We start from the raw sequence: 12953 nt of genomic DNA, 5'->3' as shown, positions 1-12953 counted from the left end.
ATCAGGCCGGTCGGATGATATCGCCGATGCGCAGCGTGCCGCCGCTGATAATCCGGCAATTCAGGCCCGAGCGGTGTTCCATCAGTTCACACACGGTTTTTTGGGTGATCATATCCAGATAGCGGCAGGGCGTGTTCAGCCGTCCGCCTTCCAGCAGCACATCACCCACATAAAACCGCCGCCCGACCAGATGGTTCAGCGGTACATCACGGGTTGTCAGGTTGCGCCGGTGTTCGTGCAGGGGCAGGGTGATCGCATGATCGCGCGCCAGCGCTTCGATGGTTTCGATCTCGATCAACGTAACCTCGCGGATGTCGGGGAATTCCGAATAGGTGCCGCTGTTCACATCCGTTGAATAACGGTCGTCCTTGATGCCGACGCCTGCAATCAATTGCGCTGTGGGTTGGGCCTGCATCGGCGCGCGCGCCGCAGGCGCGGTGTGGATTTCAAGCAGTTCCCCTTGCCACATGGCGGCCCCCATTGTTTGCCTAGCGCAGGCGCAGTGCGCCGTCGATGCGGATCACTTCACCGTTCAGATAGCCGGCGGTGACGATAAAGGCGGCCAGCTGCGCGTATTCTTCTGGATCGCCCAGCCGGGGCGGGCAGGTCACATCGGCGGCCAGCGATGCCATAATCTCTTCGCCCAGCCCGATCAGCATGGGGGTTCGGAAAATGCCGGGGGCGATGGTCATGACGCGGATGCCGGTGCTGGCCAGATCGCGCGCCATGGGCAGGGTCATGCCGACGATGCCGCCCTTTGATGCGGCATAGGCGGTTTGCCCCTTTTGCCCGTCAAAGGCAGCGATGGACGCGGTGTTGATGATCACACCGCGGTTGCCATCGGGGGCCGGATCATTGGTGGCCATCGCCTGTGCGGCCAGCCTTGCAACGTTGAAACTGCCCACAAGGTTGATGTCGATCGTGCGCTGGAACGCATCCAGCGGATGCGGACCATCGCGACCGATGGTCTTGATCCCAAGGGCGATGCCGGCGCAGTTGACGGCTGCGTTCAGCCCGCCCATATGGCCCACGGCGGCATCAATTGCCGCCTTGACCGATGTTTCGTCGGTGACGTCGGTCTGAACGAAATGCCCGCCGATGTCCTGTGCCACGGCCATACCCTTGTCTTCATCGCGGTCCAGCACCGTCACGGCCGCGCCCTGTTGCGCAAAGTAACGCGCCGTGGCTTCGCCAAGGCCCGAGGCGGCACCGGTGACAACGGCTTTGGTCTGATCAAGAGGCATTGCGTCTTCTTTCGTGCTGGGGTGTGAGGAGATTTGTTCACGACAGCGGCGGCAAAGTCCAGAGCGGGAAAGCGTGTTCTGCCCGATCAGGCTCTGGCGGTTTTTCGGATCGCGCGTTAAGAGCCGGACAGAACAAGGGGAGGTGGGCCATGCACAGGCTACTGACGGAATTCGGGATGGGCACATTGTTGCGGCGCGGCGATTACACCGAAGCGGCGCGCCGTGCGGTCAAGGACGCGCTATGGCACAATTCGATCAACATGGCGGAACTGTTCGGCTTTCCCAAGGACGCGATGATCCTGACGGTCGAGATCGGTGTGCAACATCCCGATGCGGTGGACATCGATGTGATCAGGGCGGTGTTCCCTTACGGGCGCCCTGATATCGTGGTGCGTCACGGCGGGCTGGACATTGCACGCCCCGATGGTGACGGGCACGCCCCGATCATTGCCAATGCCGCGCTGTCGGTCAGTTTTGATATGGAGCGGGCGGGATGAGTGATCAGCGGATGATTATCGAAATGGGCATGGGCAACGATCTTTACGGTATGGATTACACCAAGGCCGCCGCCCGCGCGATCGAAGACGCGATCCGCCATTCTTCGATCCCGATGTTCGAGGCATTGGGGATCAGCCACGATGCCATGCGGGTACAGGTTACGGTGGGGGTGCAAGACCCCGATGCGGTTGATGTCGCATCGCTGGCCCGCAATCTGCCGCGCGGGCGGGCGAAGGTGCAGGCCGTTCTGGGCGGGTTGAACGTGCACAACCCCGATACCGGCGGTACCATCGTGATCGCATCTGCCGCGGTCGAGGCATTTGTGCCTGCGCAGGACGGGTGGGTTTTGCGGGATTAAGCCGCTGCCGCGAACGCATTCATTTGCCCGATAAAGGCAACGCTAAAGGTTTATTGCCAAGGCTCAAGCTGGTTCAGCACCCATTTGTGAAATGCGTGAATGTCGAATTCCTGCGGCATCAGACGGCCCTGTTCAAAGCGCGATGATTTCAGCCCGCGCTGGTTCATTTCGCAGGCGGCGCCGTCTTCCAGCAAGACGGTTGTGGCAAAATCCGTGACATTGGCCAGATCGAAACCGGCTTGCGCCAGAGTTTCGGGCAGGAACAGCCATTCCGCCCTTAACTGCGTGATCTCGGGCGCCAGCGGAGTCATCGATACGATACGCACGTAATCTACATGCGCCACGATATAAGTGGATGGATAGATCGTGACAAAATTATGCGCGATGGCCCGTTCGCGTGGTGTCAGGTCCGGAAACTCAGGTCCGCAGGCTTGTCCGTTTACCGTCCAACTGCGTGCATCGTCCTTCAAAGCGGCGCTGTGTCCCTGATCCGCGGACCAGTCCGCATCTTCCTCGTCCGACATGATGCCCTTGCGATAGATCGGGACCATGTCGCTTAGCCCCTTGTGAATACCGGGGCAATGCAGGCATTCGTTGTAGTTTTCCCAGAACACCTTCCAATTGCAGGCCAGTTGCTTTTCCAGAATGTGACCGGTGACAAGACGGTCCATCGGCCAGTTGTCCAGCGCGGCAACGCCCATATCGGGTTCAAACGGTGGCGGCGTGTCCGCAAGGCACAGAAAGACACAGCCGTTCCATTGGTGCAGGGCCACCGGAAACAGGCCGTGTAGTGCCTTGTCAAAATCGTGGGTTGGTGTGGCATAGCCCGTGGATACCAGCGCGCCTTCGTTATCATAGGCCCATGCGTGATAGGGGCAACGGATCAAGCGCCCGTTATAGTCCTGTTGGTGCGCACTGCACAGTTCGGCCCCGCGGTGGCGGCAGGTATTGAAATAGGCCCGCAAGGCGTTGTTATCGTCACAGGCCACGATCACGTTGTCGCCGGCAATGTCGATCCTGCGGATGGTGCGGGGCCGGAACGCATCAATGCGGCCCGCATAGACCCAGTTTCGTGCCCATATTGCCATGCTTTCACGATCAAACCACGCGCCATCATAATAGGCTTTGGCAGGCAGGCTTGGCGGGCAGTGCCCCAAAAGAGGCGAGGATTCGGGGGATCGCACGTTCATTTGATCATGATCTTTCGTTTGCAGACCTGTGTCACCGGCCCCTGAACGTCTCCGCACGTACATAGCAAACAGGCTTTGCACGCCGCGCGGGGCGCGTTTAATTTGACCGATCACTCAAACTATGCGCGGAAAACCCGATGACGCAAGTGCGTTCACCGACGGATCGGCAACAGGATACACGGCAGGGACAGATACTAGCTGCCCGCCACCTGCACCAAAGCGTGCCGTTTCTTGCCCGCGCTCAGCTTGATGGGGCTGGACAGGGCGGCGGCGTTCAGCATCAGGCCCGCATCCGTCAATGGCACATCATCCAGACGGGCGCCGTTTTCCGCGATCAGGCGTTTGGCTTCCTTGCCTGATCCTGCAAGGCCCGATTTCACGATCAGTTGCACAATCGAAATGCCTTCACCCACGTCTGCCGCCGTCAGCGTCAGGGTCGGCAGATCATCGCCCACACCGCCCTTTTCGAACACTTCGCGTGCGGTCGCTTCTGCGGTTTCGGCCGCATGCGCACCGTGCAGCAGGGTTGTCACCTCGTTGGCAAGGCGCACCTTGGCTTCGTTGATTTCCGATCCCTGCAAGGCCCCCAGACGGTCGCATTCGTCAACCGGCAGTTCGGTATAAAGCTTGAGGAACCGGCCCACATCCGCGTCGGTGGTGTTGCGCCAGAATTGCCAGAATTCGTATGGGCTTAGCATTTCGGGGTTCAGCCAGATCGCGCCCGATTGCGATTTGCCCATCTTCTTGCCGTCCGACGTGGTCAGCAGCGGAGAGGTCAATCCATAGACTTCCGCGTCGATCACGCGCCGCGTCAGATCGATCCCGTTGACGATATTACCCCACTGGTCGGACCCGCCCATTTGCAGAATGCACCCGTATCGGCGGTAAAGCTCCATGAAATCATAGGCTTGCAGGATCATGTAGTTGAATTCAAGGAACGACAGCGATTGTTCTCGGTCCAGCCGCGATTTGACGCTTTCAAAACTCAGCATCCGGTTGATCGAAAAATGCCGTCCGATGTCGCGCAGGAAATCCAGATAGTTCAGATCATCCAGCCATTCGGCGTTGTTGATCATCATCGCGTCGCTCGGCCCGTCCCCATATGTCAGGTAGGCGCTGAACACGTCCTTGATGCCCGCGATATTGGCATCGATCGCTTCCGGTGTCAGCAGCGGGCGTTCATCGGCGCGAAAAGACGGATCGCCCACCTTAGTGGTGCCGCCGCCCATCAGGGTGATCGGTTTGTTGCCGGTCTTTTGCAGCCAGCGCAGCATCATGATTTGGATCAGTGATCCGACATGCAGAGATTTGGCTGTCGCATCAAACCCGATATAGCCGGGTTGGCCACCTTTCAGCAAAGCCTCGTCCAGCCCCTGATAATCGGTGCAATCCGCGAGAAATCCGCGTTGCATCATCACGGCGATGAAATCCGATTTTGGGTGATACGTCATGTCTTGCCTCTGGCTTGCGTTACGCGGCAGTGTATAGGCGGCAGTGAAGCAAAGGAAAAGGCCATGAATCGGGCCAGGACACAGGCAAATCCGGTGCGCGCCCTTGGCGCAATGTCGGGCACATCGCTGGACGGGGTCGATGCCGCCGTGGTGGACACCGATGGCCACACGGTATTCGGCTTTGGTCCGACAGCTTATCGCCCGTATTCGGATCAGGAACGCGCGGTGTTGCGCGCGGCGCTGGGGCAATGGACCGGCGATGCCGTGATTGCCGCCGCCCGCGTGGTGGATGCCGCCCATCAGGAGGTGCTGTCGGGTTTTGACGGGATCGATCTGGTGGGTTTTCATGGCCAGACACTGGCTCATGCGCCCCGCCTTCAGGGCACATTGCAGGTGGGTGACGGATCGGCGCTGGCGGAACATCTGAATGTGCCGGTGGTCTGGGATTTTCGCAGCACCGATGTTGAAATGGGCGGCGAGGGCGCGCCGCTGGCGCCGTTTTTCCATTTCGCCTGTGCCAGGTGGATTGGTGCAACCGAACCGGTGGCGTTTCTCAATCTGGGTGGCGTCGGAAACCTGACCTATGTCGATCCGTCCTTTGATACGCCACAACAGGACGGCGCCTTGCTGGCCTTTGATACCGGCCCCGCCAATGCGCCGGTCAACGATCTGATGCAGGCGCGCCAAGGCGTGCCCTATGATGCCGATGGCGCGACAGCCGCCCAGGGGCAGGTGGAGCAGGGCGCGCTGGAGCTGTTTCTTGCCGAGCCCTTTTTCGCAAGAATGCCGCCGAAGTCCCTGGACAGAAATGATTTTTCAGACATGATCGCGCTGGTGAACGAGCTGAGCGATGCCGATGCCGCCGCCACGCTGACCGCAATGTGTGCCGCCGGTGTGATGGAGGCCATGCAGCATTGCCCAAGCCCGCCCGCGCGCGTGCTGGTGACGGGCGGTGGGCGGCACAATCCGGTGCTGATGGAAATGCTGAACGTGTCGCTGGATTGCCCCGCCGTCCCGGTGGAAGAGGTCGGCCTGAACGGGGATATGCTGGAGGCGCAGGCCTTTGCCTATCTGGCGGTGCGTGTGGCGCGCGGATTGCCCACATCCTGTCCCGGCACCACGGGCGTGCGTGCGGCGGTGGGCGGTGGCACGATCAGCGCGCCAGATGGCGAAGATAATCTGCCGTAAATTCCCCGTACCCGGCGGATGTGGATTTCAGATGGGCCTGCACATCGGCATGAAATTCCGGCAGGCGATAGAACGGCACCGCCGGAAAGCTGTGGTGTTCCGCGTGATAAGGCATGTTCCATGCCAGAAACCGCACCACGCGCGTGGTGTAAGTGGTGCGTGAATTTTCCAGCATATCGGCCACCGGCGGGCAAAGCCCGTGTTCGGCCAGCAGATAGGCGCGCAGCACCGGTTGCCCGACCAGCACAGGCAGCAGCCAGATCCAGAACAGAAGTGGCGTAAGGAACAGACTGATCAGCGCGGCGGCATAGATCGCCAGAATGATCCGCGCCTCGCGCCGAAGGCGGGGCAGCAGGCGATCAGACAAATAGGGCGCATCCGGTGTGCCAAAGGCATTGACCCAAAGCATGGTCAATCCGTTTCTCCAATAGCCCCAGCCGCTAAGATAGATCAGATACCCGCGCCATCCGCTGGGGCGGCCGCCGCCTTCCAGTTCGGGATCGCGTTCGGGATCGTTAGTATATTTGTGATGTGCCAGATGGAAATAGCGGAACCAGACAAAGGGCAGGGCAACCGGCACCGCGCAAAGATGCCCCACGACTTCGTTGATCCATTTGCTTTTGAACGGAGTCTGATGTGTGCATTCATGGCTTAGGGTGAACAGAAAGCACAGCAGAACGCCCTGAACCGGAACAAGGAAACCCCAAAACGGCACCTGCATCACAATGGCCGCCGTACTGATCGCCAACGCCCCGACATACAGCGCAAGATGCGTCAGGCCGGCGCGATCGGATCGTTCCTGCAAATGCGCTTTTCGCGCGACGCTTAGCCGTTTCAGAATCTCGGTATGGGTCATGCGCGGATGGTGCGGCTGAAATGCTCCCTTTGGCAAGCGTGCACTGCGCCTTTCAGGCTGGCAGAATGTCAAATCCGGGCGCAACTGTGCAACGGATCGGCGTGTAACCTTCAGTGGTGCGGATTTTAACAGCCGGATCGGCCAATTTCAGCCGCTTGTCATCCGCGTTTCGGTACGTTGTCGCCGGATTTGCCGCGGGATTGATTTTGATCATCGGGAACCTTTTGCGGCGCGATAGGTTGTTCTGGCTGACATCGGGTGTTTTTGCATGCCTTTAAGCGCGCCCGATTTCAGATGGATCGTTTTGGGAAAGGATACCTTATGACCCGTTGGATTTCCGGATGTTTTCTGGCCAGCATTCTGGCCCTGTCGGCTTGTGAAAACATGACAGCCGAACAACGCACCGTTGCCGGTGTCGCAGGCGGCGCGGCGGGTGGCCTGATCGCCGCCGAAGCTTTTGATGCCGATGACGAATGGCGCCTGATTGCCGCCCTTGCGGGCGCCGCCGCGGGCACTGCCGTGGCGCAAAACACCCAGACTGGCAATTGCGCCTATGCGCGCGGTGACGGAACCTATTATTCGGCTCCTTGCCCCTAACCCTTTCAGGCAGACAGGCGCGGGCGGTGCGTTACCTTAAAATGGACCGCCCCGCGTAATCTGCGGTCTCTCCCAGCGCTTCCTCGATGCGGATCAACTGGTTGTATTTCGCCAGCCGGTCCGAGCGCGCCAGTGATCCGGTCTTGATCTGTCCGCAATTGGTGGCAACGGCCAGATCGGCGATTGTCGCGTCTTCGGTTTCGCCCGACCGATGCGACATCACATTGGTATAGCGCGCCCGATGCGCCATATCGACCGCTTCAAGAGTTTCCGTTAAGGTGCCGATCTGGTTGACTTTTACCAGCATCGAATTGGCGCAGCCGCGTGCGATTCCGTCTGACAGGCGCGTCGGATTGGTCACGAACAGATCATCGCCCACCAGTTGCACCTTGTCACCCAGCGCATCGGTCAGCGCCTTCCATCCGTCCCAGTCATCTTCCGACATACCGTCTTCGATCGAGATGATCGGATAATCGGCCACCAGCGCCGCCAGATAGGCAACGTTTTCATCCGAACTCAGTGTCTTGCCTTCGCCCGACAGCACATATTTTCCGTTCTTGTAATATTCCGTCGCCGCACAATCCAGCGCCAGATAGATATCCTCACCTGGTTTGTATCCGGCTTTTTCAACAGATTTCAAAATGAAATCAAGCGCATCGCGGGTCGAGCTGATGTTGGGTGCAAACCCACCCTCGTCACCGATGCCTGTGCTCAGACCTGCGGCAGACAGTTCTTTTTTCAGGGTGTGAAACACTTCCGATCCCATGCGCACCGCATCGCGGATGTTGGTGGCGCTGACCGGCATGATCATGAATTCCTGAATGTCGATCGGGTTGTCGGCATGTTCACCGCCGTTGATGATGTTCATCATCGGCACCGGCAACACCCGCGCCGATGTGCCGCCGACATAGCGGAACAACGGTTGCGAGGTGTAATCGGCGGCTGCCTTGGCCACCGCCAGACTGACCCCCAGAATGGCGTTCGCGCCAAGGCGCGATTTGTTTTCTGTGCCGTCCAGTTCGATCATCAATTCGTCAATGCCGACCTGTTCGGTGGCATCAAAACCCAGCAACTCTTCGGCAATTTCGCCGTTGACCGCCGCCACGGCATCCAGAACGCCTTTGCCCATGTACCGGCTCTTGTCACCGTCACGGCGTTCCACCGCCTCGTATGCGCCGGTGGACGCCCCGGAAGGCACCGCCGCGCGCCCCATGGTGCCGTCTTCCAGAACCACATCGACCTCGACAGTCGGATTGCCCCGGCTGTCCAGAATTTCGCGTGCGTGAATATCGATAATCGTGCTCATCAGCCGGGTTCCTTGATCATAGAAGGGTTGCGCGGGTCTTAGACCGTCCGCCAGCCAAGGAAAAGGTAGATTAAGCGGTTTTATACAGTTTGCGTTCGCGCCAGACGGTAAACAGGCCCGATCCGACGATAATGGCGGACCCGACCAACATCAGCGTATCGGGCTGTTCCCCGAACACCAGAACCCCGACACACATGGCAAAGATCAGCCGGGTATAGCGAAACGGTGTGACAAACCCCACATCGCCAACCCGCATGGCGGCAACAATTGCGTAATAGGACACCACGCCCAGCAAAACGGCACCCCCGACCAGCGCCCACAGCTTTGGATCGGGCGCGACAAGCGGCGCACCGTTGACCTGCAACAGGATGAAACCGGTTGGCACCAATGTCAGAAAAGCCAGAAAACTCAGCTGCATGGACGACGTTGTGCGTGGAACCTGCCGCGTTGCCAGATCCCTGATCGCCAGCCCGATTACCCCTTGCACCGCGAACAGAGAATTGGCGTCAAAACCGTCCAGCCCGGGCCGGATAATCAGCAAAACGCCGAAAAAACCGACGATAATGGCGCTCCAGCGCCGCCAGCCGACCTGTTCCTGCAAAAACAGCGCCGCGCCCAGCGTGACCGCCAATGGCGTTGCCTGCAGGATCGCCGATGCACTGGACAGCGGGGTCAGCACAATCGCGGTAACAAAGCCCAGCGTGCCCACCAGTTCGCCCAGATTGCGTAGCAAAATCATCCGCGTCAGAAACAGGCGGGAAAACAGCGGCGTACCCTGCCACAGGGTCAGCGCGGCAAACACTGTCGCGCCGCCGATCCCCAGCATCAGGATGATCTGGCCAACAGGCAGGGCGCCGGCCATCAGTTTGATAAACATGTCCTCGATCGCAAAGCCCAGCATTGCAAAGATCATCAGGGCGGCGCCGCGCAAATTGTCCATCTTGGGGTAAGCTTTCAAAGTGATGACTGGCCAATGGCGCGTTGCGCAGTCAAACACAAGCCCGATAGATCGCCCTGCCGGTGCCTGTTTTTCTTTTTGCCAGAAATACGGGACGGGAAACGCCCGTCAGGGCGCGCCGCAGACGCTGGTAACCGCGCCTGGGCGCATCATCGGATCACGGTTTGCGGATCGGCACACCATAAAGCTCAAGCCGGTGCCCGCGCAGTTCATAGCCCAGCTTGCGCGCGATCTTTTCCTGCAATGCCTCGATTTCCTCGTCGACGAATTCAATCACTTCGCCCGAGTTCATATCAATCAGGTGGTCGTGATGGTCGCGTTCCGCATCTTCATAGCGCGCGCGCCCGTCGCCGAATTCAAGCTTGTCCAGCAGTCCGGCCTCTTCGAACAGTTTGACCGTCCTATATACGGTTGCAATTGAAATGCCGCTGTCGATCGCGCTGGCGCGGGCATAAAGCTCTTCAACATCGGGGTGGTCATCGCTGTCCTGAAGGACGCGCGCGATCACGCGGCGCTGTTCGGTCATGCGCAGGCCCTTGGCGGCGCTGCGGTCGATTATCGTATCAGTCATGCCCAAGGTCCCAAACTTAGCCGTGATCCTTGGTGTACCGCGTCCGCCATTCGGTTTCCAGACGCTTTTCAACCCGCAGGCCGGATCGGCAAAAGGTTGACTTATGGTGCGCGATCCCCCATGTGACCCTCAGCGATGCCTTCTGCCGCGTGAGCAGTCAGAAGAATGAGCGGGAAAAGCCCGCCCCGAAACCAAAAGGTATCGCACCTGTTCCCAAAATCACGCGTGGGGCCAAAGCGCACGAACGACCCGGACAGCATTCGGCTGTCGCGGGGTTGAGCTTTTTGCGCACCCGACGCGCGGCCCTTATCGGTGCCGCAAAACAAGTGGTCCGTGCGCAACGCGCGGGCCGGAAGGATATATTTTGAACGATTTTTCAATCATGGGCTTGCCCAAATCCCTGATCACCCGCCTGACGGCAATGGGGATCACGGAACCAACGCCGATCCAGAATCAGGCCATCCCCCATGCGCTGAACGGGCGCGATGTGATGGGCCTGGCGCAGACCGGCACCGGCAAGACAGCCGCATTCGGTCTGCCGCTTGTGGCGCAGATGCTGGAACTGGGCGGACGCCCGGCGCCGAAAACCTTACGCGGTCTTGTTCTGGCGCCGACGCGCGAACTGGCGGGTCAGATTGCCGAAAACCTGCGCGCCTATGCACAAGGCACCCCGATCAAGGTTGCGATGGTTGTTGGCGGTCAGTCAATCAACAATCAGATCAAACGGTTGGAGCGCGGTGTTGATCTTCTGGTGGCGACGCCGGGGCGGTTGATCGACCTGATGGACCGCCGCGCCCTGCGGCTGGACGAAACCGTTTTTCTGGTGCTGGATGAAGCCGATCAGATGCTTGATCTGGGCTTTATCCATGCCCTGCGCAAGATCGCGGGCATGTTGCCAGCCGAACGCCAGACCATGCTGTTTTCGGCCACAATGCCCAAGCAGATGAACGAACTGGCCTCGAGCTATCTGAACAAACCGATCCGGGTCGAAGTGTCGCCCCCCGGCAAAGCCGCCGACAAGATCACACAAGAGGTGCATTTTATTGCCAAGGCGGAAAAGCCCAAGCTGCTGATTGAAATGCTGGACAAGCATCGCGACGAGCTGGCGCTGGTTTTCGGGCGCACGAAACACGGGTGTGAAAAGCTGATGAAGTCGCTGGTCAACGCCGGTTATGCGGCGGGATCGATCCATGGCAACAAAAGCCAGGGCCAGCGGGATCGCGCAATCGCGGCCTTCAAGGCAGGCGAGATCCGCGTTCTTGTGGCCACCGATGTGGCCGCGCGCGGTCTGGATATCCCTGATGTGCGCCATGTTTACAATTTCGATCTGCCCAATGTGCCGGAAAACTATGTGCACCGGATCGGGCGAACAGCACGTGCGGGTGCAGATGGCGCTGCGATTGCGTTTTGTGCGCCTGACGAGATGGGCGAATTGAAGGCAATTGAAAAGGCGATGAAAATGCCGGTGCCGGTCGCGTCCGGACGGCCCTGGGAAAGTTCGGAAATACCTGACAAGCCCAAAGGTCGCGGTGGTCGCCCCGGCGGCGGTGGCCAGAAACGCCGCTTTGGCGGCGGTGGTGGCGGCGGTGGCGCAAAATCCAGCGCCGGAAAACCCGGCGGTGGCCAGCGTCGTCGCAGAAGCGGCGGCAAGGGCGGCGGCAAACCCGGTGGCCAGCGCGCGGCCTGATCAGTAAAAAAAAGGGCACCGTCGGGTGCCCTTTTTCTTTCCGGAACAGGCAGATACAGGCTATTCGTAAAGTGAGGGCACGCCCATTTTTTCATGAATGCTGTTTACCGTGGCAGCGTTCATGCCATAGCCCTGTGCCAGCCGGTGCAGGTATTCCGCCTCGGACCGGCTGTCCAGATCAATTCCCAGAACCGACATCGCATAGGTCTGCGCTTCCATGCCACGCGGCGTCTGGCGCACCAGACCTTCGATATCGACAGGGGCCTGCAACTGGGCCTGCACAAAATCGGCCTCTTCGCGCGATACATCATCGCCCAGCCGGTCGATGATCTTGGTGCGTTCGGCATCGTCCAGCTTGCCATCCGATTTGGCCGCCTGGATCATCGCCGCCAGCATGATGCCGGCCGCGGCCTCCTGTGCGGCAGAGGGTTCGATTTCTTCCTGGGGCGTCTGGTCGAACTGTGAATTCAGAACCGATCCGAAATCCGCGTTGTTCGTTGCGGGCTTGCCCCCCAGCGCGGCCGCCAGACCTTCCAGCAGGCCGCCTGTGTTGCTGCCGCCCGCAGTTCCACCGGTGCCGCCGCCGATCATGTCCTGCAACCCGCCGGCCTGCGCGCCGCCCAGTTGATCCAGTAATCCGCCCAGACCGCCTTGCAGCCCGGCGCCGGCACCGGCTCCGGCACTGCCACCCAGCAGGCTGCCAAGCAGATCCTCGATCCCGCCACCCGCACTCGCGCTTTTGGCGCGGCCCGAGCCACCTGTTTTCGCACCGGTCAGTCCGCCCAGCAAATCTTCCAATCCGCCCGCGCCGCCCGACGCACTGCGTCCGCTTGCGCCTTTCATCATGCTGCTGGCGCCTTTGGCCACTGCCACGCCGATCGCCACCTTGGCGAGTGTTTTAACCAAACTCATTGTCCAAATCTCCCTGTTGAAAATGAAAAAAGAATGCCAGATTCGCAGATGAACTCCACGGGGAATTCCCCGCCGGCCTGATCAGCCACACAGAGCGCGGGCTAAAGCGGGCACGTAACGCACGCGGGCAATTGACA

Annotated in this window: 15 protein-coding genes; 5 read left to right on the top strand and 10 right to left on the bottom strand. The window is 59.9% G+C overall.

Translation table 11 applies throughout. From position 1 onward, the window contains the following. Position 1: 1 nt before the first annotated feature. Both C1J05_RS12490 and C1J05_RS12485 read right to left on the bottom strand, forming a co-directional pair. Positions 2-469, bottom strand: coding sequence for an MOSC domain-containing protein (locus C1J05_RS12490; RefSeq protein ID WP_114872299.1), 468 nt, complete (start codon positions 467-469; stop codon positions 2-4). Between the two features lie 19 nt (positions 470-488). Then, positions 489-1244 carry an SDR family NAD(P)-dependent oxidoreductase gene (locus C1J05_RS12485; RefSeq protein ID WP_114870534.1) on the bottom strand — a complete coding sequence of 252 codons (756 nt, stop codon included), beginning with the start codon at positions 1242-1244 and terminating at the stop codon, positions 489-491. Positions 1245-1393: 149 nt separating this feature from the next. On the opposite strand from C1J05_RS12485, the gene C1J05_RS12480 reads away from it, so the two are divergent. Together C1J05_RS12480 and C1J05_RS12475 are read left to right on the top strand one after the other, a co-directional pair. Next, positions 1394-1741, top strand: a complete 348-nt coding sequence (locus C1J05_RS12480; RefSeq protein WP_114870533.1) for a Lin0512 family protein — start codon at positions 1394-1396, stop codon at positions 1739-1741. Then, positions 1738-2100, top strand: a complete 363-nt coding sequence (locus C1J05_RS12475) for a Lin0512 family protein (RefSeq protein WP_114870532.1) — start codon at positions 1738-1740, stop codon at positions 2098-2100. The genes C1J05_RS12480 and C1J05_RS12475 overlap by 4 nt, the downstream gene beginning before the upstream one ends. A 50-nt stretch (positions 2101-2150) precedes the next feature. On the opposite strand, the gene C1J05_RS12470 is transcribed toward C1J05_RS12475, so the two are convergent. Both C1J05_RS12470 and tyrS read right to left on the bottom strand, forming a co-directional pair. Beyond that, positions 2151-3290, bottom strand: coding sequence for an aromatic ring-hydroxylating oxygenase subunit alpha (locus C1J05_RS12470; RefSeq protein ID WP_162798062.1), 1140 nt, complete (start codon positions 3288-3290; stop codon positions 2151-2153). 194 nt (positions 3291-3484) lie between these two features. After that, complete coding sequence (tyrS, locus tag C1J05_RS12465) at positions 3485-4741, bottom strand: tyrosine--tRNA ligase (protein ID WP_114870530.1); 1257 nt, start codon at positions 4739-4741, stop codon at positions 3485-3487. A 63-nt stretch (positions 4742-4804) separates the two neighbouring features. On the opposite strand from tyrS, the gene C1J05_RS12460 reads away from it, so the two are divergent. Continuing rightward, a complete protein-coding gene (locus C1J05_RS12460; protein WP_114870529.1) occupies positions 4805-5929 on the top strand; it encodes an anhydro-N-acetylmuramic acid kinase in 1125 nt (374 codons plus the stop codon). Here C1J05_RS12460 and C1J05_RS12455 read toward each other — a convergent pair. Both C1J05_RS12455 and C1J05_RS21500 read right to left on the bottom strand, forming a co-directional pair. Continuing rightward, on the bottom strand, positions 5895-6821 hold the full coding sequence (locus tag C1J05_RS12455; protein ID WP_254684594.1) for a fatty acid desaturase: 927 nt from the start codon (positions 6819-6821) through the stop codon (positions 5895-5897). The genes C1J05_RS12460 and C1J05_RS12455 overlap by 35 nt on opposite strands. Before the next feature lie 16 nt (positions 6822-6837). Next, positions 6838-6999 carry a hypothetical protein gene (locus C1J05_RS21500; RefSeq protein WP_162798061.1) on the bottom strand — a complete coding sequence of 54 codons (162 nt, stop codon included), beginning with the start codon at positions 6997-6999 and terminating at the stop codon, positions 6838-6840. 107 nt (positions 7000-7106) lie between these two features. On the opposite strand from C1J05_RS21500, the gene C1J05_RS12450 reads away from it, so the two are divergent. Further along, positions 7107-7382: a glucose-6-phosphate isomerase gene (locus C1J05_RS12450; protein WP_205388943.1), complete on the top strand. Its 276-nt coding sequence runs from the start codon at positions 7107-7109 to the stop codon at positions 7380-7382. Between the two features lie 31 nt (positions 7383-7413). On the opposite strand, the gene eno is transcribed toward C1J05_RS12450, so the two are convergent. From eno to C1J05_RS12435, 3 genes are all read right to left on the bottom strand, one after another. Then, positions 7414-8688: a phosphopyruvate hydratase gene (gene eno / locus C1J05_RS12445; RefSeq protein WP_114870527.1), complete on the bottom strand. Its 1275-nt coding sequence runs from the start codon at positions 8686-8688 to the stop codon at positions 7414-7416. A gap of 70 nt (positions 8689-8758) precedes the next feature. After that, positions 8759-9628, bottom strand: coding sequence for a DMT family transporter (locus tag C1J05_RS12440; RefSeq protein WP_114870526.1), 870 nt, complete (start codon positions 9626-9628; stop codon positions 8759-8761). Between the two features lie 175 nt (positions 9629-9803). Beyond that, complete coding sequence (locus C1J05_RS12435; RefSeq protein ID WP_114870525.1) at positions 9804-10217, bottom strand: Fur family transcriptional regulator; 414 nt, start codon at positions 10215-10217, stop codon at positions 9804-9806. Positions 10218-10581: 364 nt separating this feature from the next. Between C1J05_RS12435 and C1J05_RS12425 the strand changes: the two genes are divergently transcribed. Beyond that, positions 10582-11904, top strand: a complete 1323-nt coding sequence (locus C1J05_RS12425) for a DEAD/DEAH box helicase (RefSeq protein ID WP_114870523.1) — start codon at positions 10582-10584, stop codon at positions 11902-11904. Between the two features lie 60 nt (positions 11905-11964). Here the strand turns inward: C1J05_RS12425 and C1J05_RS12420 are convergent, their stop codons facing one another. Continuing rightward, the gene (locus tag C1J05_RS12420; protein WP_114870522.1) at positions 11965-12816 is read right to left on the bottom strand and encodes a DUF533 domain-containing protein; all 852 of its coding nucleotides are present in this window, start codon (positions 12814-12816) and stop codon (positions 11965-11967) included. Positions 12817-12953: the final 137 nt, after the last annotated feature.

The sequence above is a fragment of the Sulfitobacter sp. JL08 genome (assembly GCF_003352045.1).
Lineage (GTDB): Bacteria > Pseudomonadota > Alphaproteobacteria > Rhodobacterales > Rhodobacteraceae > JL08.
The sequence above is the reverse complement of the archived record's forward strand: the minus strand, read 5'-3'. Positions and strand labels throughout refer to the sequence as shown.

Excerpts from the sequence above, each read along its gene's own strand:
- C1J05_RS12435 (WP_114870525.1), bottom strand. The coding sequence starts at position 10,217 with ATGACTGATACGATAATCGACCGCAGCGCCGCCAAGGGCCTGCGCATG.
- C1J05_RS12475 (WP_114870532.1), top strand. The coding sequence starts at position 1,738 with ATGAGTGATCAGCGGATGATTATCGAAATGGGCATGGGCAACGATCTT.
- C1J05_RS12490 (WP_114872299.1), bottom strand. The coding sequence starts at position 469 with ATGTGGCAAGGGGAACTGCTTGAAATCCACACCGCGCCTGCGGCGCGC.
- C1J05_RS12470 (WP_162798062.1), bottom strand. The coding sequence starts at position 3,290 with ATGAACGTGCGATCCCCCGAATCCTCGCCTCTTTTGGGGCACTGCCCG.
- C1J05_RS12460 (WP_114870529.1), top strand. The coding sequence starts at position 4,805 with ATGAATCGGGCCAGGACACAGGCAAATCCGGTGCGCGCCCTTGGCGCA.
- C1J05_RS12420 (WP_114870522.1), bottom strand. The coding sequence starts at position 12,816 with ATGAGTTTGGTTAAAACACTCGCCAAGGTGGCGATCGGCGTGGCAGTG.
- C1J05_RS12480 (WP_114870533.1), top strand. The coding sequence starts at position 1,394 with ATGCACAGGCTACTGACGGAATTCGGGATGGGCACATTGTTGCGGCGC.
- C1J05_RS12485 (WP_114870534.1), bottom strand. The coding sequence starts at position 1,244 with ATGCCTCTTGATCAGACCAAAGCCGTTGTCACCGGTGCCGCCTCGGGC.
- C1J05_RS12440 (WP_114870526.1), bottom strand. The coding sequence starts at position 9,628 with ATGGACAATTTGCGCGGCGCCGCCCTGATGATCTTTGCAATGCTGGGC.
- tyrS (WP_114870530.1), bottom strand. The coding sequence starts at position 4,741 with ATGACGTATCACCCAAAATCGGATTTCATCGCCGTGATGATGCAACGC.
- eno (WP_114870527.1), bottom strand. The coding sequence starts at position 8,688 with ATGAGCACGATTATCGATATTCACGCACGCGAAATTCTGGACAGCCGG.
- C1J05_RS21500 (WP_162798061.1), bottom strand. The coding sequence starts at position 6,999 with ATGATCAAAATCAATCCCGCGGCAAATCCGGCGACAACGTACCGAAAC.
- C1J05_RS12450 (WP_205388943.1), top strand. The coding sequence starts at position 7,107 with ATGACCCGTTGGATTTCCGGATGTTTTCTGGCCAGCATTCTGGCCCTG.